General features: G+C 47.4%; 18 protein-coding genes. 13 read left to right on the plus strand and 5 right to left on the minus strand.

Going from position 1 to position 26029, the window contains the following annotated elements:
- The first annotated feature begins 204 nt into the window (after nt 1–204).
- From VEJY3_RS10480 to VEJY3_RS10500, 5 genes are all read left to right on the plus strand, one after another.
- Nucleotides 205–1662 carry a circularly permuted type 2 ATP-grasp protein gene (locus tag VEJY3_RS10480; protein WP_014232442.1) on the plus strand — a complete coding sequence of 486 codons (1458 nt, stop codon included), beginning with the start codon at nt 205–207 and terminating at the stop codon, nt 1660–1662.
- Nucleotides 1662–2606, plus strand: coding sequence for an alpha-E domain-containing protein (locus VEJY3_RS10485; RefSeq protein ID WP_014232443.1), 945 nt, complete (start codon nt 1662–1664; stop codon nt 2604–2606). The genes VEJY3_RS10480 and VEJY3_RS10485 overlap by 1 nt, the downstream gene beginning before the upstream one ends.
- Nucleotides 2603–5950 carry a DUF2126 domain-containing protein gene (locus VEJY3_RS10490; RefSeq protein WP_014232444.1) on the plus strand — a complete coding sequence of 1116 codons (3348 nt, stop codon included), beginning with the start codon at nt 2603–2605 and terminating at the stop codon, nt 5948–5950. The genes VEJY3_RS10485 and VEJY3_RS10490 overlap by 4 nt, the downstream gene beginning before the upstream one ends.
- 102 nt (nt 5951–6052) lie before the next feature.
- Entirely contained in the window at nt 6053–8626 is a 2574-nt protein-coding gene (locus tag VEJY3_RS10495; RefSeq protein WP_014232445.1) for a circularly permuted type 2 ATP-grasp protein, read from the plus strand.
- On the plus strand, nt 8623–9504 hold the full coding sequence (locus VEJY3_RS10500) for a transglutaminase family protein (RefSeq protein WP_014232446.1): 882 nt from the start codon (nt 8623–8625) through the stop codon (nt 9502–9504). The genes VEJY3_RS10495 and VEJY3_RS10500 overlap by 4 nt, the downstream gene beginning before the upstream one ends.
- Nucleotides 9505–9526: 22 nt before the next feature.
- Here VEJY3_RS10500 and VEJY3_RS10505 read toward each other — a convergent pair whose 3' ends face one another.
- Both VEJY3_RS10505 and VEJY3_RS10510 read right to left on the minus strand, forming a co-directional pair.
- On the minus strand, nt 9527–10135 hold the full coding sequence (locus tag VEJY3_RS10505) for a response regulator transcription factor (protein WP_014232447.1): 609 nt from the start codon (nt 10133–10135) through the stop codon (nt 9527–9529).
- A gap of 18 nt (nt 10136–10153) precedes the next feature.
- The gene (locus VEJY3_RS10510; RefSeq protein ID WP_014232448.1) at nt 10154–11989 is read right to left on the minus strand and encodes a sensor histidine kinase; all 1836 of its coding nucleotides are present in this window, start codon (nt 11987–11989) and stop codon (nt 10154–10156) included.
- 177 nt (nt 11990–12166) lie between these two features.
- Here VEJY3_RS10510 and dsrO point away from each other — a divergent pair, with 177 nt between their 5' ends.
- From dsrO to VEJY3_RS10550, 8 genes are all read left to right on the plus strand, one after another.
- Nucleotides 12167–12934: a sulfate reduction electron transfer complex DsrMKJOP subunit DsrO gene (dsrO, locus tag VEJY3_RS10515; RefSeq protein ID WP_014232449.1), complete on the plus strand. Its 768-nt coding sequence runs from the start codon at nt 12167–12169 to the stop codon at nt 12932–12934.
- Nucleotides 12931–14061, plus strand: a complete 1131-nt coding sequence (gene nrfD, locus VEJY3_RS10520; protein WP_014232450.1) for an NrfD/PsrC family molybdoenzyme membrane anchor subunit — start codon at nt 12931–12933, stop codon at nt 14059–14061. Before dsrO ends, nrfD begins: the two co-directional genes overlap by 4 nt.
- A gap of 17 nt (nt 14062–14078) precedes the next feature.
- Entirely contained in the window at nt 14079–17171 is a 3093-nt protein-coding gene (locus tag VEJY3_RS10525) for a tetrathionate reductase subunit A (RefSeq protein ID WP_014232451.1), read from the plus strand.
- Nucleotides 17172–17347: 176 nt separating this feature from the next.
- On the plus strand, nt 17348–17911 hold the full coding sequence (locus tag VEJY3_RS10530; RefSeq protein ID WP_374953217.1) for a c-type cytochrome: 564 nt from the start codon (nt 17348–17350) through the stop codon (nt 17909–17911).
- An 8-nt stretch (nt 17912–17919) separates the two neighbouring features.
- On the plus strand, nt 17920–18969 hold the full coding sequence (locus tag VEJY3_RS10535; RefSeq protein ID WP_014232453.1) for a c-type cytochrome: 1050 nt from the start codon (nt 17920–17922) through the stop codon (nt 18967–18969).
- A 284-nt stretch (nt 18970–19253) separates the two neighbouring features.
- Nucleotides 19254–20573: a paraquat-inducible protein A gene (locus VEJY3_RS10540; RefSeq protein WP_014232454.1), complete on the plus strand. Its 1320-nt coding sequence runs from the start codon at nt 19254–19256 to the stop codon at nt 20571–20573.
- Nucleotides 20566–22212, plus strand: coding sequence for an intermembrane transport protein PqiB (gene pqiB / locus VEJY3_RS10545; RefSeq protein WP_014232455.1), 1647 nt, complete (start codon nt 20566–20568; stop codon nt 22210–22212). Before VEJY3_RS10540 ends, pqiB begins: the two co-directional genes overlap by 8 nt.
- Nucleotides 22212–22781: a membrane integrity-associated transporter subunit PqiC gene (locus VEJY3_RS10550; RefSeq protein WP_014232456.1), complete on the plus strand. Its 570-nt coding sequence runs from the start codon at nt 22212–22214 to the stop codon at nt 22779–22781. The genes pqiB and VEJY3_RS10550 overlap by 1 nt, the downstream gene beginning before the upstream one ends.
- A 65-nt stretch (nt 22782–22846) precedes the next feature.
- Here VEJY3_RS10550 and VEJY3_RS10555 read toward each other — a convergent pair whose 3' ends face one another.
- The 3 genes from VEJY3_RS10555 to VEJY3_RS10565 are packed head-to-tail and all read right to left on the minus strand — an operon-like array spanning nt 22847 to nt 25982.
- Complete coding sequence (locus VEJY3_RS10555) at nt 22847–24571, minus strand: glycosyltransferase family 39 protein (protein ID WP_014232457.1); 1725 nt, start codon at nt 24569–24571, stop codon at nt 22847–22849.
- Nucleotides 24568–25236 carry a TVP38/TMEM64 family protein gene (locus tag VEJY3_RS10560; protein WP_014232458.1) on the minus strand — a complete coding sequence of 223 codons (669 nt, stop codon included), beginning with the start codon at nt 25234–25236 and terminating at the stop codon, nt 24568–24570. Before VEJY3_RS10560 ends, VEJY3_RS10555 begins: the two co-directional genes overlap by 4 nt.
- Nucleotides 25233–25982, minus strand: a complete 750-nt coding sequence (locus VEJY3_RS10565) for a glycosyltransferase family 2 protein (RefSeq protein WP_014232459.1) — start codon at nt 25980–25982, stop codon at nt 25233–25235. The genes VEJY3_RS10560 and VEJY3_RS10565 overlap by 4 nt, the downstream gene beginning before the upstream one ends.
- Nucleotides 25983–26029 lie beyond the last annotated feature (47 nt).

Raw genomic sequence — 26029 nt, forward strand, 5'->3', positions numbered from 1 at the left:
AATTTCCGGTCTGTTATTTGCTTTTATTCTTATTACTGTCATGAGATAGATGCATGCTTATGCAATAAATAAAGAATAAAACTAATCAAAACAGGAACATCAAATCTCGCCGGTTTTTTCTTTGAATATCTAAAGTTGCTGCTAGGGATAAAAGTGAAGTACGGCCGGGAAGTGAGTTCAAAAGCAAGAGGATGGATCCCCGCTATGAGTAAATTAACCGAAGGGTACGACAGTGGAGAGTACTTTGACGAGCTGATCGACAGCTCAGGTAAATACAGAGACTCTTCATGCAGACTGCTGAGCTATATCGATAGCTTACCCCCAGAAGAGCTTGATAAACGTAAGCTGGCGGCGGAAGCTACAATTCAGGAAATGGGTATCAGCTTTACTGTCTATACCGAAGAAGGCAACATCGACCGCGCTTGGCCATTTGATATTATTCCCAGAACAATAGATGCAAAAGACTGGGAAACTGCAGAGAAAGGACTCAAGCAGCGCCTTACCGCACTAAACCGCTTTATCGACGATCTTTATCACGACCAGAACTGTATTAAAGACGGCATTATCCCTGCTCATATCATTAAAGAATCGAAAAATTTTCGTCCTGAGTGTGTCGGTGTCTCGCCCCCTTTTGGTGTGTGGGCGCATATATGTGGCACCGATTTGGTGCGTGCCGATGATGGACAGTTTTACGTTCTGGAAGATAACCTCCGTGTCCCTTCAGGTGTTTCTTATATGTTGGAAAACCGAGCCGTCACGAAAAGGGTGTTACCAGAGCTGTTTGAAAACGACAATATCAGAAAAGTGGACTCCTACCCTTCTCAGCTTCTGGATACGCTACAAGCGCTCTCACCAAGAGATATCCCGCGACCAGAAATCGTCGTTTTAACCCCTGGCATCTACAATTCAGCCTATTTTGAACACGCATTTCTCGCGCAGCAGATGGGCGCAGAGTTAGTCGAAGGCGGAGACCTCTATGTAGGTAAAGACGACTGCGTCTACATGAAAACCATCTACGGCCCTGAACGCGTGGATGTGATCTATCGCCGCATCGACGACATGTTTTTAGATCCTGAAGCATTCGACCCAGACTCTATGCTTGGTGTTCCTGGACTGATGCGAGCATGGAAGCAAGGCAACGTAGCGCTAGCAAACGCACCTGGTGCTGGTGTCGCAGATGATAAAGTGGTGTACGCCTATGTGCCGCAACTTATCAAATACTATCTGGATGAAGAGCCTATCCTGCCTAATGTCAAAACCTTCTTATGTGAAGATAAAGATGACAGAGAATACGTGCTGAAAAACTTAGATAAGCTCGTAGTAAAACCAGCCAATGAATCTGGCGGCTATGGCATGTTAGTCGGTCCTCACTCCAGCAAAAAAGAACAAGCCGTGTTCGCCGAACTGATTAAGAACAACCCTCGCAACTATATCGCCCAGCCGACTCTTAAGCTTTCCACAGCGCCGACACTGATAGAAAAAGGAAAACTGGAGCCGAGACACTTGGATCTACGTCCGTTTATTCTTCAAAGCAAGAAAACCTATGTAACCGCTGGTGGCCTTACCCGGGTCGCGATGAAAAAAGGCTCTCTGGTGGTGAATTCCTCTCAGGGCGGTGGCAGTAAAGATACCTGGATCGTAAAAACAGAAGGAGATAAGTGATGCTATCAAGAGTTGCTGAACGACTGTTCTGGAGTGCCCGTTACCTGGAACGAGTTGAAAATATTGTCCGTCTGATCAGTGTTTACGATGAGCTATTGTTTGATTTACCAAAGGATGTACGTATTTCATGGTACAACCTGATAGAGATAAGCGGCAGTGCGCAGGAGTTTAATAAAAAGTACAAAGATAAGAACGAAAGAAACGTAGTGCGCTTTCTTCTTGCCAGTGAGGATAACCCATGCTCGATGTTATCTTCACTGAAAATGGTACGTGAAAATATCCGTACCACCCGAGATGTCCTTCCCGAGGAGATGTGGGAGCTGATTAATGAACTGGACATCTATGCTCGCAAGAATCTACAAAAGGGAATAAATCGGGGTGAGCGCTATGACTATCTAAACAATGTGCTTGAAGGCTGCCGAAAGATCATTGGTTTGCTGAGCAACGCCATGAGCCGAGATGCCGCATGGAGCTTTATTATTATGGGACGTTATCTCGAACGGGCGGATATGAATACGCGCATTCTGGATTCCGCCGTCAGCTTAAAGATAAAAGCCCTACCGGAAGAAGAGGTCTTGCTAGAACAGATTATCTGGCCGAAGGTGCTCAAGTCGCAAAGCGCTTATCAGAACTACCTGAGAACCATGCGCTGCGGTATCGATGGCGTCAATACCACAACCTTCTTACTTACTGACGAAGATTTTCCTCGATCACAAGCATTCTGTCTGAAGCAGATCAAAAGCGCGGCAATGTATCTGCCACGACACGAAGAGATCATCCTGCACATAGAACAGTTGTTGGATACCACCTACAGCATTGAACACAACGAAAGTATCTGTCAGGCGTTCAGTGACTACCTGAACGATATTCAGTTGGCATTGATTAGCCTGCAAGCAGAGATTGGTGAAACTTGGTTCCACTTTGATCACGGAGAAGCGGCATGACCATACGTGTAGCTATTCAGCACAAAACCTCGTATAAGTTCGACCGCGACGTGAAGGTATCACCTCACCTATTGAGGTTGAGACCGGCCCCTCACTCACGTACTCATATCCATGGCTACTCACTTAAAGTAGAGCCGGAAGAACACTTTATTAACTGGCAGCAGGACCCGTTTGGCAACTATCAGGCCAGATTGGTCTTCCCGGAGAAGATGCGCGAACTGAAGTTTGAGGTCGAAGTTATCGCCGATATGACGGTGATTAATCCTTTCGACTTCTTTATCGAAGAGTACGCTGAGAACTTTCCGTTCAAATACGACGATCTCCTACAGGAGGAACTTGCACCTTACCTATCGGTGACTGAATCGAGTAAAGAACTCGAAAAATGGCTGGCAGATGTCGACCGCAGCAAAAAGCGCATCGTCGATTTTCTGGTCGAGCTAAACAGTAAGTTGGCTGGACAGATAGAGTACGGCATTCGTATGGAACCGGGCGTACAAACCTGTCAGGAAACGCTAACCCTGAAAAAAGGCTCCTGCCGTGATACCTCTTGGTTGCTGGTTCAGATCCTTCGCAGCCTTGGGCTGGCTGCACGCTTTGCTTCTGGTTATCTGGTTCAGTTGACCTCTGATATTAAATCTTTAGATGGGCCATCCGGGCCGGAAGAGGACTTCACTGACCTGCACGCCTGGTGTGAAGTTTATCTGCCTGGCGCAGGCTGGATTGGCCTTGACCCGACCAGCGGGTTGTTTGCCGGAGAAGGACATATTCCCCTTGCCTGTACCGCTGATCCTGTCTCGGCCGCCCCTATTACTGGTGCGACCGACGAATGCGAATGTGAATTTGAATACAGCAATACGGTGATTCGAATCCATGAAGACCCGCGAGTAACCAAACCTTACACGGATGATGAGTGGGAAAACATCAAAGCGCTCGGTTGCGCTGTGGACGAGCAGCTGGATGAGATGGACGTGCGACTGACTATGGGGGGTGAACCAACCTTTGTCTCGATTGATGATATGGACTCGGCGCAATGGAACACCAAAGCGTTAGGTGCGGATAAGCTCAAACTGGCAAAAGATCTGCTCATCAGCCTGAAGGACAAGTTCAACACCCACGCACTGTTGCACTACGGTCAAGGTAAGTGGTATCCCGGCGAAGAGTTACCACGTTGGACGCTCGGCTGCTTTTGGCGTACCGATGGTGAAGCACTGTGGCACGATCCGTCTTTGCTGGCACGTGTGGACAAAGATTACCAACATACGATTGAGGATGCCGAGCGTTTCGGGCAGTTGCTTTGTGACCGGTTGGGCATCCATAACCAATATTTGCAACCGGCCTATGAAGACTCGCTTTACTATCTCTGGCTAGAACGCTCCTTGCCAGAGTCAGCGAATCCGAAAAAAGCCAAGCTGAGCGATGATTTGGAAAGACGTCGTCTGGCAAAGCTGCTAGGACGAGGCCTAGAAAGCATCAGCGGCTATGTGCTTCCGGTTTCATTTGACGAACAAGGCTGGAAAAGCTCGCTATGGCCAATGCGAAGTGACGTGATCACGCTTATCCCCGGAGACAGTCCAATGGGGTACCGACTTCCGCTGGACTCTCTGCCGCAGGTCAGCGAAGAGGAAATCCCGCCGGAACGTGACCCGTTTGAAGCCAGAGAGGCATTGCCTGTCTATTCGTTAACGGAGAATGTCGCGCAACGTCAGCAATCTCAACAACCTCCTCTCGAAGACAAGGAAAGTAGCAAAAAGACGGTTGATGTTATCCGTACTTCAATTTGTGTCGAGCCGAGAGATGGCCGGCTACATCTGTTTCTACCACCAGTGACCCATCTGGAGCATTATGTTGAGCTCATCTATCAAATAGAAGCGACGGCAAGCGCGCTCTCCATTCCGGTTGTCATTGAAGGTTACGAGCCACCGAAAGATTACCGTTTGCAGAAATTCCTTATCACACCCGATCCGGGCGTGATCGAGGTGAATATTCACCCTGCAAAAAACTGGCAAGAGTTGGTGGAGAATACCGAAACGCTATATGAACAGGCGCACCAATGCCGACTTGGGACAGAGAAGTTTATGCTGGATGGCCGTCATACCGGTACTGGCGGTGGTAACCACATTACGCTTGGCGGTCTGACCCCTGCGGACAGCCCTCTATTGAGAAAACCAGATCTGTTGAGAAGTCTGGTTAACTACTGGCAACACCATCCGGGATTGTCTTACCTCTTCTCCGGCATGTTTATTGGCCCGACAAGTCAGGCACCACGCCCGGATGAAGGAAGAGACGAAGCCCTGTACGAAATGGAGATAGCCTTCCAAAACTTTCCGGATGGACTGGTCGATCAGCCTTGGCTGGCCGACAGACTGATGAGAAACCTTCTTGTGGATGTGACGGGGAACACCCACCGATCCGAGTTTTGTATCGATAAGTTATATGCGGCAGGTACCAGCAGCGGCAGACAAGGGCTACTGGAATTCCGTGGTTTTGAAATGCCACCGCACGCCAGAATGGCATTGGTACAAACGCTATTACTGCGCTGTTTAGTTGCACGCTTTTGGAAAGATCCTTACCACAAGCCTTTGATACGTTGGGGAACTACCCTGCACGATAAGTTCATGATGCCCTACTACGTCTGGCAGGATATCAAAGAGGTGGTGGACGATCTTCAACAGCACGGGTTCCCGTTTAAATTGGAGTGGCTTGCACCATTTGAAGAATTCCGCTTCCCTCATTACGGAAGGCAACAGATAGATGGCATTGAAATCGAACTGCGCTGGGCAATAGAGCCTTGGCATGTTCTCGGTGAGGAAGTCACGCAGACTGGCACCAGCCGCTTTGTCGACTCGTCGGTAGAGCGTCTGCAAGTTCGCCTGACGGGAATGACGGAAAGCCGTTATGTACTAACGTGTAACGGCCGTCGGATACCATTGAGACCGACCGGCAGACAAGGCGAATTCGTGGCAGCCGTGCGATACAGAGCCTGGGCTCCGCCATCAGCGCTACACCCAACACTGGGAATAGATTCTCCGCTGGTGTTCGATTTGATAGACAGCTGGAACGGTGTCTCGATTGGCGGCTGTACGTACCATGTCAGCCATCCTGGGGGAAGAAGCTATGAAACCTTCCCAGTCAACGGAAATGAAGCTGAGGCTCGGAGGGTGAATCGTTTTTGGGATCACGGATTTACTCAGGGAACGTTTAACCCGCCACCGGAGTTCAACGCTCTGCGCAAATTCTATGAAAACAAGACTGCGCCGCGCCCAATGGCACCACCCAAAGAGGAAATCTGCCACGAATATCCAAACACTCTGGATCTTCGCAAACGCAGTCGACGTATTGGATGAGATCATCGCGAAAATTGAATCGTATAAACTCTACTCAGCTGGTTGTCTTTTCCGAGTGGTATATACTAGGCAATAACTCACAAGGTAGTAGCAAAAAATAGTATGAGTCAATTCGTTTCAGACTTCGCTGGGGCGGGAGAAAACCCGCCCTTGATTGGTCCTTATCAGGCATCCCAAAAGGCCTACGATGAGGCGTATGATGACATCAAGCAAACCAGACTGCACTGGCAGCCTCTCTTTACGCATTTAGAGAAACTGGAAGATGGTAATCTGGAAGATTTACAAAAGCGTGCTCAGAGAATTCTGAGAGACGACGGTGCGACTTATGATCTTAAAAACGATCCACTTTCGCCTACAGTTTGGTCTCTGGACGTGCTGCCTAATATTATCGCTCAGAGCGAATGGAAAGATACAGAACAAGGTCTGGCACAACGCTCAGAGTTATTTGATCGGATATTAAAAGATATCTATGGCGAACAACGCCTTATCAAAGATGGTGTGATACCGGCAGAGATTATTTTTTCTCACCCTGGCTTTTTACGCCAGTGCTTTGGGATTGACATTCCAGGACTGAAAAACCTTATCTTTCATTCCATCGATTTAGTGCGAGACTCAGACGGCTCTTACGTGGTCATCAGTGACAGAACTCAAGCGCCCTCAGGAGCGGGTTATGCGTTGGAAAACCGAACCGTCATCTCACGAGTGCTGCCATCCGTATTTCGTCATAGTAATGTGAGGCGTCTTTCCAGTTTCTTCCAAACCATGAGAAACACTCTTAACCAACTTGCTGCACATAAAACCGACGAACCTAGAGTTGTTCTTTTAACACCGGGATCATCAAGTAGCACCTATTTTGAACACACCTATTTAGCCAACTATTTAGGGTACCCTCTGGTGCAAGCTGGCGATTTAACGGTAAGAGGTGGAAAAGTTTGGCTCAAGTCCCTCTCTGGTTTAACGCCAGTTGATGTCATTCTGCGCCGTACGGACGACAACGACTGTGACCAGTCAGAGCTGCGACCTGACTCTCTTTTTGGTATTCCTGGACTGTTAGAAGCGGCACGCAGCGGCAATGTGGTATTAGCCAACCCGCTGGGAAGCGCAGTTCTTGAATCTCCGGTACTGATGGCGTTTCTTCCGAAGATATGTGAATACTTGCTGGGTGAGCCTTTGAAACTCCATAGCGTTGATACTTACTGGTGCGGTATTGACGGAACCATAGAGTTTGTTGAACAAAACCTCGAAAACCTGATTATTAAGCCTTCATATCGAAAAGCTCGCAGCCAGACAATTTACGGCCACTGCTTATCGGCGGAAGAAAAGATAAAAACGCTGGAGATGATTAAGGCAAATCCAAAACAGTATGTAGCGCAGACTTATATCCCCGGCTCTACGGTGCCTGTCTGTTCCGGCTCAAAAATAAAAAACCGACATAGCCTGTTGAAAGCCTTTACTGTCGCTGACGGTGACCGATACTGCGTGATGCCAGGTGCATTAAGTCGGGTGACTCAATCCGATGACGACTACATCGTTACCAGTTTATCTGGTGCTCGCAGTAAGGATACCTGGGTAACTGCCAACAAGCCTGATCTGACTCATCAGTCCCTGCTAGACGAGCCTGGTTTTCACGTTGCTCAGCACGGGAATGTACCAAGCCGCGTCGTCGAAAACTTCTTCTGGTTTGGACGCTATGCGGAACGCGCTGAGTTAAGCATTCGCCTGATGCGAGTGTTATTTAAGCAGCTGAATGGTATCGAAGAGCTCTCACCTCAAGCAAGGACGACCCTTTTAAAGGCGATCTCTCTACAGACAAATTGCCTGCCGGGATTTGTTGAGGGGAATGCCGAACTTCTGGAAAATCCAGATACCGAACTGGCCGACTTGGTGGTGAATGGCAAACGAATTGGCAGTATCAAATCCAACTTACTGGCCATGCTTTCTTGCAGTGATAATGTGCGGGATCGCCTGTCTGCCGACACCCGAATAGTACTGAACAAGCTACGTGACCACCTTAACGAGCTGGATAGAGCCTACACCAGTGGCCTGCCTGAAGCGCCAGAAGAATCACTGGATAATTTAATGACCATGCTGTTGGCACTGTCCGGATTGAGCAACGACAGCATGCTTAGAGGAGAAGACTGGATATTTCAGCAGATTGGCCAGCGTACCGAAAGGGCAATTCAGACCGCAAAACTGTTCCAGTCAACGCTAAGTATCAAGCTAGAAAGTTTGTCGCAGCAACAAGTGCTGGAGTCGGTACTCCTCAGCATGGAAGCGCTCATTTCTTTCAGAAGACGCTATCGCACCCGAGCTCGTGTAGCGTTTGGCTTGGATCTGCTAATGGTTGATCCTTCGAACCCGCGCTCATTGGTCTACCAGACCGAAAAGCTGAAAGAGTTTCTGGATATGCTACCGGATAATCATGCCTTTATTCCCGGCGGACTCACCAGCGAAACCAGGCTGATCCTACTCACGCTGAACGACATTCAACTTACGGATCTCGAACAACTCGCTAAGGCGAATCCAAATAACCAAACCAGAGAAGAGTTTGGTGCTCTGATGGATAAGATAATCGGCCAATTAGAGCAATTTACTTCACTGATAAGCGACAAATACTTTGATCACACAGCTGGACCGCAGCAGTTGATAAAACCCAAATGGAAATTGAATGTATGAGATATAAAGTCCAGCATAAAACGACCTACTCCTACAGTTCGCCAGTGACCCTGTGCTACAACATGGCTCACCTGTTGCCGAGGGATACCGACAACCAGCGCTGCTTTAACCGAAAGATTAGAGTGACACCAAGGCCGTTGTACCAAAACGAAGGACAGGATTATTTTGGGAACGAAACGTTTTACTTCTCTATTCAAGAGCCACATAAGGAACTCACTATTGATGTCACCAGCTTTTTAGAGGTAAAGCCTCACAACTGGGCTGGCATCATCGAGAACCATCAGCTTACCTGCGGTGAACTTCGAAGTATCATGGCTAATGCTGAAAGTGCGGACATCAGGTTAGCGCAGGAATTTTGCCTCGACTCACTACAAATCAAACGCTCCGAAAATTTAAGGCAATATGCGCAAGAATTGTTTAGTGACAATCAGCCCGTGTTAAAAGCCGCCTTGGCATTTACCCATAAAATCTTTACCGAGTTTACTTTTGATCCAACCGCAACCGACGTAACAACGCCAACCGAACAGGTTCTTAAAGAGAAACGGGGCGTGTGTCAGGATTATGCCCAACTGGCGATAGGCTGCCTGCGCTCTGTTGGCCTAGCAGCACGTTATATGAGTGGTTATATAGAGACTCTGCCGCCTCCAGGTCAGGAAAAGCTCGTTGGTGCTGATGCTTCTCACGCCTGGTTTGCGATTTTTGTACCGGATCTTGGCTGGGTGGAATTTGACCCGACGAACGACCTCATCGCTAACGATCAACATATTGTTACTGGCTGGGGACGCGACTACGCCGATGTGCCACCCTTGCAGGGTGTCGTGTTTGATGGTGGTGAAACTCACAACCTGAGTGTTTCAGTGGATGTGGCTAGAGTATAAATCTGAAGTTCTTAAAATCAGACTACTCAAGCGCTAATTTCCCGTAAATGTACGCCAGCTCAGCGACCGTTTTAGCGGAGAACTTTTTCAACAAACTGGCTCGATGTACTTCTACGGTTCTCATCGCAATACACAGTTCATCTGCGATACGGATATTGCGCTTACCTTCGATGATTAAACGTAAAATATCCTTTTCACGAGGCGTGAGTGACTCATACGCCAACTTTGCTCCAGCCATATCGAAACTTGCTGCCGACTGCACCTGCCCCTGTAAAATGGCTTGCGCCAGTGCATCACCTTTGACGGGTTTTTGGAAGAAGTTCACCGCCCCAGCCTGCAATGCATCCACCGCCATCGGCACATCACCATGACCAGTCAGATAAATCACCGCAAGTGGGCTATTGGCATCGTTAAGTATTTGATGCACTTGCTGACCACGAAGATTGGGCATTCGGCTATCGAGAATGACACAACCCGCCTGTTGAATGTCTACCGCATCGAGAAAGGCTTGCCCATCAGCAAAGGTCGTTACACTGAAGTCATGTTCCTCCAACATAAACGCGAGCGAATCACGCACCGATTCATCATCGTCAACGACATAAACAGGTAACTGTTTTTCAGTACTACTCATGAATGCTCCTAGTACAGGTTAGTCTTGATATGGAAACACAAGCTCAACCAAACAACCGTGTGGCGTGGTCGATTGAATAAGAAACTCGCCACCGTGCAATTCCATCACGTCACGACAAATCGCCAAACCTAACCCAAGTCCTTCTTCCTTTGTGCTCACAAATGCTTGAGTAGGGTTTTCTTGCTGTAACCCTGTCCCGTTATCCAATACACGAATAGAAAGCTGATGGGTCTGATAGTCACTGTGCAGGGCAATTTTACCTTGATAACCGGACGAGTGATATTTCTCCTGAAACAAAGCGCAAGCATCAATCGCGTTGTTGATCACATTAACCAAAACCTGTTGAACACCCACGGCATCGGCCAAGATGTGGCGAACCTCCCCTTCGCTACTGGTCACAACCGATACATTTTGCTTTTGCAGTCGGAAATGGAGCAACTCAACCGTGTCATCAATTAACGCTTGAATATCGCATGGCGCTTTATCGACGCTACGCTTACGGATTAAGGTTCTTAGACGTTGAATGATCGCGTCGGCTCTCTCTACTTGACCCTGTATCTTATCAAAAACAGGAACAATATCTTCGTAAGGGCGCTTCTTCGCTAAACGCAGCAAACCGCCCTCACTGTAATTTCGAATCGCCGCCAATGGCTGATTTAATTCATGAGCGAGACTGCTGCCGATTTCTCCGACAATGGCAACTCTCTGCGAATGCTCCAACTGCTCGCTTTTCTCTTTCAGCCTCAACGAAGTCTGCTCCAACGCCTGCTTGCTTTTACTAAAACGATACTCAAGCCAAAAATGGTAAGCGTTCAACACAATCACAAAAATGAACAGCGCCCACGCCCATTCCTGATGGTTTCGCAGCCAACGCAGCGCATCCTGCCACCAAGGTTGCTGCAAGGGATGCAAATCTAAAGCTTGATAGAGTTTATCAATGCTCAACAAACTCACTGGTGACGTCCATCCCGATGCGCCAGCAGCAATAATCGCTGGATGTTCTGGCGGTATCGCAAGTAATACCTGAGCGACTTTTTTCGCCAGAAGAGAAGATCCTCGCTCTGTTTTGGCAAATGACCAGTTGGGATAAAGCGGAGTCGACACCGCACAGGAGGAGTGTTCATGCGGCTGTTGATTTAAGACTCTGAAACCGCCTTGCTGTAACAGACCTTCATCTTGCATCTTCTCCAATAAACAGGCGGGCACCACAGCGGCTTCGACATTGCCGTCACGTAATTGATAGAGGTTGGCGTCAATAGGGAAGCCGAGAAAGCGAACGTCTGCAAAAAAGTCATTCGGGTCAAACCCCATTTCAACTATCTGGTAGCGCAAAGTTAAGTAACCACCAAAAGCTTTTTCCGACACCGCGGCCACTGGCAACCCAGACACCGCTTTTAGTGTTTGATACGGAGAGTTTGCCCGCACCACCAGCACTGACCCAATGCCATAGTTTGAATTTTGTGGGGCGCGACTGGTCAGGGTCGCCATCCAGGAAAGCGCGTATTGTCTGCCTAATCGAACCGCTTGTCCGGGATTGGTTACGATGAAATCCATCATCTGAAATTTCACCGCCTCTCCCATTTCATCTAAGTTCAGAGGATGAAGAACAAAGTGAACTTCAGAAATTTGCTTATTTAACCAATCAATAGTCGGTTGCCACCTCTGCTCCGCATAGAGATGACCACGTATTGCCAAAACACCGACGTCAACTGTCTGCTTAACCTCATTCTTCTTTATTTCAGGCTGTTTCACGCCTTGTTGCTCAATTTGTACCGAAGAAGTTGCCTGAACCAAAGAGGAGAACACAGCCAAGAAAAGAATCCAAACCTGACACAGCAGCGATGTTTTTTTCATGATGAGGTTGAATATTCCCTAAGCAAATGATGGAACAAGAATAACAGCTACATTCCCTAAACCACATTTGTTTTAGATCAACTTTGATCTGGGTATGTGGAAATCCACTATATCGACCTCGCAGCGCATTTCTCACAATGGAATCAGTCAGTTCAAATTCAACTAAGCAGGTGAGTTATGGATTCCACCAAACGTCGCTTTCTCAGCGCTGTCACAGCCGGTGCCGCGCTGATCCCAATTGCAGGTATTGGCACTGCCACGGCGGGTAATGTCATTCGAAATAACAACTCCCCCGACCGAAAAGGACACGTCGGGAAACGTTACGCTATGGTGATTGATTTACGCAAATGCGTCGGCTGCCAAGCTTGTACGGTTGGTTGCAGTATCGAAAACCAAGCGCCTATTGGACAGTTCCGAACCACGGTAAAACAATACGAGGTGTCACTCGATAATGGTTCTACCGCCACTCAAGAGTCTAAAGCCTTTATGCTCCCTCGCCTTTGTAACCACTGTGACAACCCGCCATGCGTGGCAGTTTGTCCCGTTCAGGCGACTTTTCAGCGCGAAGATGGAATCGTTATGGTGGACAACAACCGCTGCGTCGCCTGTGCGTATTGTGTACAAGCTTGCCCTTATGATGCTCGTTTTATCAATGAAGACACACTTACTGCTGACAAATGCACCTTCTGCGCACATCGATTAGAAAAAGGGTTATTGCCAGCTTGCGTGGAGACCTGTGTGGGCGGTGCTCGCGTGATTGGAGATTTGAATGACCCATCAAGTGAAATCCGCCGCTTAATTGCAGAACATCAAAACGACATCAAAGTGCTCAAGCCCAAACAAAGCACCAAACCGCACGTTTTTTATATCGGCATGGATGAACGTTTTACCGACCATATAAACGGACAGCCAGCGATTTACGATCCACAAGGAGAACACGCATGAACATCACCGAAGTGTTAGTCCAACCTCAAGCGATGGCCTGGCTCCCGTGGGCAGTGCAGTATTTCTTCTATATCGGTTCTGCTTATGCGGCAGCCATTCTGTTTTTGATTGCTTTACTGTTTGAACAATACACCAGCCACCGGCTGCGCGCTGCATTGGTACTAACCTTGGCCATAGGCGCTATCGTGGGACCGTTGGCGTTAACGGGCGATCTACACCAGCCGGGGCGCGCTTGGCATTTTTACGCGCATTTCACCCCGTGGTCGTGGATGTCTTTAGGCTCGCTGTTCCTGCCCGTATTTTCTGGTCTAGCTGTGATGACAGCCTGGCTGTACCTGCGTCAGGATCTGACCAATTTGCGTGAGCAACCGGGGAAAATACTGCCTTTATTATCGAAGTTATCGTTTGGTGAGTGGCAAATCTCCCGTAAAGCCATGCTGATGATATCTATGATCACCGTGTTTTCTGGCTTAACCATCGCACTCTATACGGGTGCAGAAATCGCCGTCGTTCAGTCACGCTCTTTATGGCATCAACCTGCTTCGCCTATTCTTTGGTTCGTCACTGCATTTATGGGCGCAGTTGGTTTTGCTCTGCTGATCTGGCTACTACTACCAAACCACTCAAAAAGCCTATCCTCAGGCGATACCAATTTAATGAAAAAGTCTGTGCTAATGAGCGGAGGCTTAACCCTGATTCTCATGCCAATTTGGGCATCCAATAACTCGACATTCTCACTTTATTCAAGCGACCAATGGGTACAAAACATTGCCCTGATCACCTTGATAATTTTAGGCAGTATGTTGCTCGCGTTCATTACGTTGAGAGACAGTAAAACGTCCACATCTTCTCACTTTTGTCGCATCTTTGGGTTGTCTTGCATGTCATTAACCTCACTTGCAAGCGCGTGGCTGGTTCGCTGGTTCACCATCATGGAAGTGCAGACCATCGCCAAATTCGATGCAGGTCTGTATCCGTACCAATTAACTATGGATGGAAATGGCTGGCTCGGCATTATTGGCATGTTCGGGTTGTGGCTAGCGCTGGCCTTACTCGGCTCAGAACTGGTTCAGTCCAAACAAAACACCCATAGAAAAACGACTTCACTCACCTTAACCGAACGCTAATCAAAGAGGATTTCATTATGGATAACAAACGCCGTCAGTTTTTGAAATCAGGGCTTGCCGTTGGTGGGCTTGGCGCATTCGCTGCAGGTTATGCCACCACCACTAAACATATGGTAGAAGGTGCGCTTGAAGGCACTGCGGGTAAAAAGGCTCGGGATAGTCACCACGGCAACTCTCTGGAACCTGAATACACAGCTAGCGACAATGGCAATCTGATCCCGAATTCAAATCAGCGCATTGCGCCGTCAATGTGTTTTGGCTGCTGGTCACTGTGTGGATTACGCGTACGCGTTGACAACCGTACTGACGAAATTTTGCGTATCAGTGGCAACCCATATCACCCACTCTCTCAACAGCAACATATTCCCTTCGAAACGCCAGTCAAAGACGCCTATTTAAGTTTGGCGGGAGAAGCAGGTCTTGAAGGTCGATCGACTGCATGTGCTCGTGGCAATGGCATGCTAGAGATTCGTAACAGTCCGTACCGCATTACCCAACCACTTAAACGAGCAGGAAAGCGAGGCGAAGGAAAATGGACTCCGATTAGCTACGATAAGTTGATTGAAGAAGTCGTCGAAGGCGGTGATTTGTTTGGTGAAGGTCATGTCGATGGCTTGCGTGCAATTCGAGATATAAAGACACCAGTCGATCCTGATAATCCAGAATATGGCCCCAAAGCCAACCAACTGTTAATGACAAATGCCGGCAACGAAGGCCGGGACGACATCTTTAAGCGTTTCGCTTTCAACAGTTATGGCACGCGTAACTTCGGTCACCACGGTTCATACTGCGGCTATGCATTTCGCGCTGGCAGCGGCGCATTCATGAATGATTTAGATAAGTACGCGCATTTGAAACCAGACTTTGACAACGCGGAATACATTATCTTCATCGGTATGTCACCCGCTCAAGCTGGTAATCCATTTAAGCGTCAGGCTCGGCAACTCGCCAATGCGCGGACCAACGGTAAACTGGAGTACAACATCATCACGCCAAGCTTACCTGCGGGTTCGTCAAGCCTAGCGGCGGGTGACAACAACCACTGGATTCCGATTAAACCCGGAACCGATTCTGCCCTTGTGCTAGGTATGATCCAGTGGATCTTGGAAAACCAACGCTACAATAAAACCTTCTTAGCCCAGCCAGGCGCAAACGCAATGAAACGCGCAGGCACCGCGCACTGGTGCAATGCCACTCATCTGGTGATCAGCGATGAGCAGCACCCTAGGAACGGGACGTTTTTACGTGCGTCCGATCTCAACCTGCCATTCGATGGCGATGTGCTTTCTGACTCAGACCCATATGTCATTGTCGATGCCCAGAGCGGTGAATTGAGTGTTCATACTCAGTCCGATGAAGCAGAACTGTTTGTCGATAAAACCGTGACACTCACATCGGGTGATGTTCGGGTAAAGTCGTCGCTGCAAAGACTCAAAGAAGAAGCGTTTAAATACAACCTGGAGTTTTACAGTCAGCAGTGTGAAATCCCTGTCGAACAAATTGTGGAATTAGCAACGCGATTTACCAGTCACGGTACAAAAGCAGTCGTCGACACCCACGGTGGCAACATGCACACGAATGGTTTCTACAATGCGTTTACCATCATGATGCTCAACGCACTGATTGGTAATATCAACATGAAAGGCGGCGCGATGGCGAAAGCGGGTGGCTATCCAACCTCCGCCAATGGTCCACGCTATGACTTCACCCAATTTCAAGGCAAAGTCGGTCCGAAGGGCGTCTTTCTCTCTCGCAGTAAATTCCCGTATCACAAGACCAGCGAATACAAACGTCGCGTTGAAGCTGGTGAATCCCCATACCCAACACGCGCGCCTTGGTATCCATTTGCGTCACCACTGCTTACAGAGCACTTGTCGGCAGCCATCGATGGCTACCCATACCGAGTAAAAGCCTGGGTCAATCATATGGCGAACCCAATGTATGGCGTCCCAGGTTTAAAAACATTGCTGGAAGACAAGTTAAAAGATCCAAAACAGCTTGGTTTAATTGTCTCCGTCGATGCGTTCATCAACGAAACCACCTCGTTGTCGGATTACATTGTGCCAGACACCGTCACCTATGAAAGCTGGGGTATAGCAACACCTTGGCATGGCGTACCCGTGAAAACCGTGACTGCTCGCTGGCCGATTGTGGAGGCAAGAACCGATAAAACTTCCGACGGCCGCTCAATTTGCTTAGAGAACTTTTTGATTGATGTCGCTAAGAAAATGCAACTGGGCGGATTTGGTGACAAAGCAATTCCGGACGCTCAAGGTAACTGGCACGCTCTCCATAGCGCAGAAGATTTCTACCTACTCTCTGCGGCAAACTTGGCTTATGTGAAAGGCGGCGTTCCCGAAGTGTCGGCAGAGGATATTGCATGGTCGGGCTTAGAGCGTTTGATGCCAGCCATGCAAAAAACACTCACCCCAGAGGAGATGAAACGCGTAGGCTTTATTTTTGCTCGTGGTGGCCGATTCGAAAACACGACAGAAGCCTATCAAGATGAGCAAATGAAACACAAGTGGACGCGTCCAGTTGCGATATGGAACGAGCGTGTTGGTAGCGCAAGAAACACCATGACGGGCAATTTCTATTCCGGGTGTCCGACATGGCATCCGCAGAAACTGGCGGACGGTACGCCTTTGGAGGAAAAATACCCGAGTTCTAAGTGGCCTTTTAGCCTGACGAATTTTAAGTCCAACATTCACAGTGCGGTGTCAAATTTATCGCCAAGATTGAACTCGATCAAAGGGGTTAACCCTGTGTACATCCACCCTATCGATGCCGAGCGAGCAGGTCTTGAAACCGGCGATGAGTTTATTATCGAAACCCCGTCGGCAAGCACCAAAGCGTTCGCGATGGTAGTTAGCGGCATTCGTCCGGGAACTCTCGGCTTTGAACATGGATTTGGTCATACCGAGTTAGGACAACGCGCGCACTGGATTGGCGATAAGCAGCAGCCAGTGAAAACTCGCCGTCAGGATGGCGTCAACATCAATGACATTGGCTTGATAGATCCAACCCGAGAAGGAAAAGGCGTGTTATTGGATTGGGTGGTCGGCGCGGCGGCACGTCAATCCCTGCCAGCTAAGATAGTCAAAGCTTAACCTTCGGGGCTGTCCTTTTGGGGCAGCCCTCGCATGTTCTCAGCGTCAAATATGTGGAAATCCACAATACCGTCACTTATTGACAAGGAAGACAATATTGCGATTCTAAAAAGACAAAGTGAGTCAGCATGTCAAAAGTTCTTTCAGTGGTCGCAGCCAGTTTGCTGGCAACCACAATGAGCGTAAGCGCCTCGTCTATTCCTGAAAAAGCTGGTGTATGTAGCGGTTGCCATGGTCAGGATGGTATGGGCCAGGCCAATATCGCCCCTATGATTGCCGGTTTAAGTGCTAATTACCTCAATTCTCAAATAGAGCTATTCCTTAGCGGTGAGCGACAAAATGCAGTAATGCAAGGTATGGCTCAAGAAGTGAGCGATCCGAGCGTTCGCAAAGAAGTACTCGAATACTACGCAAACTTACCAAGCTATGAGTTCACAAACCCAGAGAAACGCGGCGACCAAGCCAACATTCTCAGCCCTTATCGCAAGTTAATTTTCCAGGGAGACTGGGACCGCAACATTCCAGCCTGTGCAACTTGCCATGGTGCCAGCGGTATGGGGGTCGATAAGTTCCCTCGTCTCGCCAGTCAGCACGCCGATTATTTAAAAGCACAATTATTGGCTTGGAAAAACGGAACTCGCAGTGGTGACCCGCTCAATATGATGAGCACCATCGCGAAGAATCTCACCGATAAAGAGATCGAAAACCTTTCCTACTACTTTGCCTCACTGCGTTATTAGGAGCAAACATGAAACTTTTCTATTCTTTATTCGTGTTGCCTGTGGTTTCTGCTGCAATAGCAAATGACCAACTGCCCGATCGCCAAAAAGAACTGCCAGCGGTTGAAAAAGAAAGCCACAATAAATACCTCAAGCCACGCGATCTCAGCACCATTGCCAACACAGAGTTTGGCGAGCAAGTAAAACGTGGCTATTCGTTGTTTGTGAACTCGCAACAGATGCGCGGAACGTACGTAGGCAATGAGCAAAACTGTGTGAACTGCCATATGGAAGCCGGACGCAAAGCCAATGCGGCACCTTTGTGGGCAGCTTACATGGCTTACCCTGCTTATCGTAAGAAAAACGATCGCGTCAACAGTTACGCCGATCGCATTCAAGGCTGCTTCGAATATTCCATGAACGGTAAAGCACCAGCTTATGATTCACCAGAGATTATCGCGCTGAGTTCTTACGCCTACTGGCTTGCCATGGGTGGCTTGCTGGACCAGTATGGCATGAGCGATGAACCAATTCCTGAGATAGACGCTAAAACATTGCAAACGGGCGGGAAAGCGCCAGATTTCCCACTGCCAAAAGCCATTGCTCAGGCGTTACCAGTGGAAGAACGCGGCAACCTTGCCGGACGCGGTTACCCGAAAATACCGGCACCAGAGCAAACCCCATCACCAGAGCGAGGCGCATTGGTTTACGCAAAGAACTGTGAAACCTGCCACAGCGTTGATGGCTCAGGTATCAAAGGCAGCGATGGTAACTCTTACATCCCACCTCTTTGGGGGGCAAACGCATATAACTGGGGCGCAGGCATGCACCGTATCAACACCGCAGTTTACTTTATTTACGAGAATATGCCGCTTGGCAAAAGTGTGCAGTTGACAGAGCAAGAAGCATGGGATGTAGCCGCGTACGTCAATAGTCACGAGCGCCCTCAAGATCCTCGCTTTAAAGGCAGTGTTGCCGCGAACGCTGAAAAGTACCACCAGCACCAAGGCTACTACGGGAAAACGCTGAATGGTAAGCAAATCGGCGCTAATGCGTTTGAAAGCACTACCGTTAAATAAGGTAACAATACCTGCTCCTTAATTGGGAGCAGGATTTCTATTCCACCAACTGAGATAGGGTTAGCCATTCGACAGGTAACCCCTTTCATAAAAAGGTTAACCTTGAGCTCCCCCCTATTTTGCGCTCAATTTATTTGCGCACAAAATAAATGTCATTCTAGAAATCATCTACACCAATTAGTCACTAAAATGCAAGTAGAATTTGTGTTAAAATCTTTGCCTTATATAAGTATCTGCTGTAAAACAGAGTATTCTTTCGGGCAAATGATTTACAATCCTATTCCATGAGCACTCAACCAAACTCAAGTCAGTTAATAGCATGTGAAGAATGTGGTCTTGTTGTCCGTATTCCTGAGATAGAACAGGGGCAAAAAGCACAGTGCCCACGCTGTTCACATTCACTCACTAAAGTGAATGCGAAACCGTATCAAAGTGTCATTGCTATCTCGTCGGCATGTTTGATTATGTTGGTACTCAGCGTTTCGTTTCCATTTATGTCTTTCAGTGTGCAAGGCTTATCTCAAGAGATCACGTTACTGCACGCAGCCAAAATGCTGGCCGAATTCAAAAATGTTCTACTTGGCGTACTGCTGTTAGCAACGGTTGTTGTTCTGCCAACCATCTACGTAGGCTTGATTCTTTTCCTCCATCTTGAGGCACTGAAAACACTCAAACACTCCCCCTCTAAAAAGCAGCAGAGGATGACAAAGGTCTTGTGCCGTATTCTGTTTAAGGTCGAGCCCTGGCTGATGGTGGATGTCTTTTTGATTGGTGTACTGGTTAGCTTGATCAAAATTGCTTCTCTCGCCGATATCGGTATGGGAACCTCTTTCTGGGCTTTCTGCGTTTACACTGTTTTAGTCGTAAAGTGCATTTCGATGGTCGATAGAAGCTGGTTATGGGGTCACTTTATTCCTGCCGTAGAGGCGCCTGGAGTAGCAGAAGGTGATACCCACCACAATCACAATCATATTGGCTGCCATACTTGTCATCAGATAAACCGTATCGAAGATAAAGCCTGCATTCGCTGCAAAAGCCCGCTTCACAGATACAACCCTACCGACAACTTACAAAAAGCGTGGGCTCTGCTTTTTGCGTCGATAGTTTTTTATATCCCTGCGAACCTCTACCCGATGATGTACACCGTTAGCCTTGGGCATTCAGAAGGCTCTACCATTATGGAAGGGGTCATTTTGCTCTGGCACTTGGGCTCCTACCCAATCGCTATGGTAATTTTCTTTGCTAGTGTTTTCATTCCGATGGCGAAAATGTTCGCTCTGGCGTGGTTGTATATTCAAGCTCAGAAAGCGCGATACCTTCCTCCGGAAGAAAGTATTTCACGCTTAAAGATATATCGCTTAACTGAATTTATTGGCCGCTGGTCAATGATTGATATTTTTGTCGTCGCTATTTTGGTTGCACTGGTTCAGTTGCAAAACCTGATGGCGATTTATCCCGGCCCTGCTGCGTTGTCATTTGCTGCAGTGGTTATTTTCACCATGCTCTCTGCCATGATTTTTGACTCACGCTTATTGTGGCAATCGCCACAGAATGATGTGCAAGAGCCGATGCCTGACTTAAAAGAGAAAGCCAAATATGAGTGATGAGAACAACACAACCGCTCAAATAAAACCGCAAAAGCAGGTTTCTGCTATTTGGATTGTTCCAATCCTTGCGCTAGTTATGGGGGCGTGGATGCTGTTTCAATACATCAACAGTACCGGCCCACAAATCACATTGCAGCTACCGACAGCCGATGGCATTGAAGCAGGCAAGACGGAGATAAGAGCGCTTAACGTAAAAGTGGGCGTTATTACCGAAGTCACACTCAGCGAAGATTATGATCACATCATCGCTAAAGCGCAGATGAACAAAGACGCGGCGCGTATGCTGAGAGACGACACCATGTTTTGGGTCGTCAAACCTCGCATTGGCCGTGAAGGCGTTTCTGGACTAGAAACCTTACTTTCTGGCGCTTACATTCAGCTACAGCCTGGTAAGTCAGATGAAGAGAAAGAAAAGTTCACGGTACTAGATGTTCCGCCCGTTGCAGCTCCCGATGCTGAAGGATTGAGACTGGTCTTAACTCACCGTGAAGCAGGAAAGCTGGGGGTTGGCGATCCGGTTATCTTTAAAGGTTTTACCGTTGGGCGCGTAGAGAAAACCAGTTTTGATGTTGATTCCCGTCAGGCACTTTATCAACTCTTTATCTTTAAGCCTTATGACAATCTAGTTCGTACGCGCACCAAGTTTTGGCTCAATTCCGGCGTCGATTTACAACTCAATACCGAGGGCTTTGAATTAAAATTCGGCTCTCTTGAAAGCTTACTGACAGGTGGCGTAACTTTCGACTCCATTCCCGGTATGGACTCAGGTGAGCCACTCACGGAAGAAATGGCAAGTTTTCGCTTATACGATGATGCTAAACAGCTTCGTGAAGGCATGTACGACGAGTACATTGAATTTGTTATGTTGTTTGATGAATCCGTCCGTGGTCTAAAAGCGAAAGCACCTGTCGAGTACCGAGGTCTGCGAATTGGTACCGTCATGAGAGTACCACTGCGCTTCCCGACTCAAGAAGAAAGTTTTTCAGTCAAAAGAATTCCGGTATTGGTGCGTATCGAATTAGGCCGCCTGTTCGAGCACTTCCACACGGATTCGATGTCTGACTACAGCGAGAAATTAAAACTAGAGTTTGCCAAAGGCCTTCGTGGTACGTTGAAAACCGGTAGCTTAATTACTGGAGCTCTTTACATCGATACTGATTTCTACCCAGATGCCGAGAAATACGTACCAGACGAGTTTTTGGGCTTAGAGGTCTTCCCCACCATGCGTGGCGGATTTGCCCAGGTTCAAAAGCAAGTGAATGATTTCCTTGATAAGCTCAACAAGTTACCAATGGAAGACACGCTAAACTCGTTAAATGAAACGCTGAAGACTTCAGAACGTACTTTGGCTTCGGCAGAGCGTGTTGCAAACAGTATCGATAAATTGTTAAGCCAGAACGATACTCAGCAGATCCCTGCGGATATTCGCCAGAGCCTGCAGCAGCTGCAAAAAACACTCGATAGTTACGGTCCTAACTCAACCATGTACAGCGAAATGGAATCTACGCTGAAAGAACTTGAAAGCGTAATGACCGAGTTTAAACCGGTACTCAAACAACTTAATGAAAAACCAAACTCACTCGTGTTTGGAGAAGAAGAAACCAGTGATCCGGTACCTGTCAGAGGGCAAAAATAATGAAGCGTGTATTTCTTTTAGTTTCTGCACTATTAGCAGGTTGTAGCAGCGCACCAGAACCAACCAGTTCGATGTATCTGTTACCGAAAGTAGAGTCTCAAACGTTGAGTAGCGCGGCAGTGGCTGAACGCCCTCTTTTGATTGTTCGCCCAGTTGAGCTGGCCAGCTATCTCAATAATAGTGGCATAGTGTATCGTACTTCTGAATCACAAATTATTCAGGCTAAACACAACCAATGGGCGCAAAGCATTTCAGAGCAAATAACTCAGCGAATCATTGACGACCTGCGCCACAAGCAAAGCCATTATTGGCCAGTTAAAGTACATAGCCTCATAGATCAAAGTAGCGAAAATAAGCTCCAGCTAAGTTTGAGTAAGTTCAATGGAAATTACCAAGGTAACGCCGAGCTTGAAGGCGAATGGATGTTGATTGATGCTAATGGCAAAGTGCAACATCGTTCTCCAGTCAAAATCCTAATGCCTCTACAGGATGAAGGTTACGATGCTCTGGTAGGCGCACTTTCGGCCGGACTGGAAAACCTTACAGACAACATCGCGCAACAACTGTAAGTGTTTAGTTAAAGCCAAAAAAGGGGAGCGTATTGCTCCCCTTTCCTATATATACCGACTACCTATCATGAGTAAGGCTCGACGACATGTAACTCATAACGTTTGATGGTTTTAGGTGGCTCACAAGTATCAAGTACGCTTGTTTCATCAAGTAAGATCCAGTCTTGGCGATGACCAGTACCCAGAAGCTTCGCTTTTGTAACATCGAAACAGTCCATATCATCAACACCTTTTGCCAAAATGAACCTCTGCGGCTGCTCATTCATCCATATCCAAGCATTTCGTTCTTGCTCTTTATGGTAAGACAGATAACTAAAATGGGTTAAATCTATTGGAGAAAATAATAGAAACTGCTCTTTAAATTGTACAAGACCTAGCTCACCATCTTCACCAATTTCTGTTTGAGCATTAAGCATTATTTGTTTTGCTGGCGTACGGATTGGATTGAGCAGCATGTAACCCGCAAAGCTGTACCAAACCCATGTTAGTGACAGCGCTACCCAAAACGCGCCAATGGCAGGAACCGCACGAGATTTGAAGAAAGCTATTCCCCATATTATCGCCGCGACTAAAAAGAATGCCGCGAAAGGTAATGCCGAATCATAATCGTCTAAATGTTTGGTGATTGCTTTCACCTCCAGCGCTACCAGCACTGCACCCACAAAAAGAACCACGCCAAGAACTAGTGTCAGAGCTTTTAGCACTTTACTTGTCCATGAAGGCCAAGACTGATGGCTAAAGGCATAGCCAGCTAAAATCGCCATCATTGGTAATGCTGGCAAGATGTATACACCTCGTTTCCCTGGGCTGATACTAAAGAATACGATGACCAGTACAATCCACGACAGCACACTGATAAGCGCAGGCGACAAACGTAACTGCTTCCAGAAGTTCTTGTTAAAGAAGATAAAGTAAAGCGGGAACCACATAACCGGAATGACACTGACGACGAAATAGTGCCAAGGCTTAATATGCCCCCAAGAATTTGCGTAGCGCTCTCCCGTTTGCTTAAACAAGATATTGTCTTTATATGCTGCAAAATCCGGGTTATGGCTTATCTCAACAATCGAAATCATAGGTAACAGCCAGCATGCAATGGTTGCTAACATAAACACGGGACCAAGCAGCAGCTTCCAGGAGACTGCATCATCGAATCGATGTTTGCCTGTAAAATGAAGCAACAAAACTGGCACTAAGAATAAGGCAGGCAGGAAACCAACGCCTTTCGTTATAATGCCCAACCCCATGAAAACCCACGCAACGCCGTACCATCCCCAACTGGTCTTTACAAAGAAATGTCGCAACAGCCCATACATCGCAATGGTAATCCAAGCCGCGACCATAGCATCAATTTGAGCCGCTTTAGACTGGATAATAAATTGCGGAGCCAGCAGTAATAAAAAGCCGACACTTCGAGCGGTTTTCACATTCCACAGTTTTGCCGAAATGTCATAACAACAAATTAATGCAACTAGGCTAACAATCGCATTGGGCAACATGAAGGTCGCTTTTATACTGCCAGTCAGCCAATAAAAGGCCGCCATTGACCACATAAATACTGGCGGTTTATCCGGATAAAGCTCTCCACCTCGCATCGGGAAAAACCAGTTACCTGATTGAACCATTTCACGAGCAACTTCGACAAAACGAGGTTCATCTGCAGGCCAAGGATCACGTAGGCCAATTCCAGAAAAAATAATGATAATAGCGAGGATCAATAAGAAGCAGAGCGTTTGATAATAGTCTTCGTTTTGCCAAACTTGCCTGGACTTCGCAACAACAGGATTCATAGTTCCTCTTCCATATTTAATAGTTCAACGCGGCTTTTAATATGATCTCTATACAGAAAACCAGTCAGTAACGCACTGACCACACCAAAGAAAATACTGAGATATATCATTGTATTACTAGATGACTGAATACCTGCTCCCATTAATGCAAATATAATCACTTGTGGGAGGTAGCCAAGTACGCTTGCAGAAAGAAAAGCAAAAAAAGGAACTCGAACACTGCCCGATAAAACGTTAGTGACAACATTATTTCCGATAGGGAACAAACGTAACAGCAAGATTTTATAAAATGGTTTTCGGCTGGCGAATGAATTGAATTTGATCATTTTTTTAGGGAAATGACGATATAACCAGTTGGCGAAGATAAACCGAGCGCAATAATAATTAAAAGTGGCACCGACAACACAAGCTAATAATGTCAGAACCACGCCTAGGTTTATATTATATAAATACCCAAACACGAGTGCGATTGCTTGCTTAGGCCCACTTAAAGATAAAAATATAACGCTGAAAGTGAATACCACCAGCTCTCCCGTCATACCATTTTGTTGGATATAACCAACTAGCCAGTTTTTATCCGTTAAATGCACCAAGACGGGATTATCAAGCTGATTCGCAATCAGAACCCCAACAGCAATTAATAAAAAAAGCTTCAACCACTTCATTCTTGTTGTTCTGTACCTGCAACACTCACCGCTTTAACCAGTGGATTTTTAGTGCGTCTTTGTAACCAAATCACACCAAACAAATCAACGATACCAACCCACGCTCTATTCCAGGCATTATAGTTTGACGTCCCTGCTTCTCGGTCTCGGTGCGCGACTTGATGAACCACAATTTCACCATTAAGCGACTTAATCAATGCAGGGAGAAAACGATGCATATGATCAAAGTAAGGTAGACGTAAGTAAGTCGCTTTGGGAATAACTTTGAGACCACAACCGGAATCGGGCACACCATCACCCAATAAAGTATGACGCACTTTATTAGCGACTTTGGACTGAAAGCGAACCCAAGCCGTATCCAAGCGCTTCGCCCGGTAACCCGCAATACAAAAATGCGGATTAGTCACTTTAGCTGCGAGTTCTAACATGCTTGGCATGTCAGACGGGTCGTTCTGACCATCTGCGTCAGAGGTAATAATCCACTCACCTTTTGCGTGTTTAACCGCCGTCAAAACTGCGGTGCTTTGTCCGCAACTTTGCTCGTGACTAACAACTTGGAGGTTACAACCACACTCCTGCGCAGCATCAAGGGCTTCCTGCACTGTGTTATCTGTGCTTCCGTCGTCAGTAATCACAATTTCTACTTCTGGATAAGCCTTCAAGCTATCATGAATTTCTTTCACTAACTTCCCGATATTCCCTTGTTCATTTTTAGCAGGAATAACGACTGATATACTCGGCAACATTCACTCTAACCTTGTCATAGCAAGCTATAAAGACAAGCCCTATAGCC

The sequence above is a fragment of the Vibrio sp. EJY3 genome, from assembly GCF_000241385.1.
GTDB lineage: Bacteria > Pseudomonadota > Gammaproteobacteria > Enterobacterales > Vibrionaceae > Vibrio > Vibrio natriegens.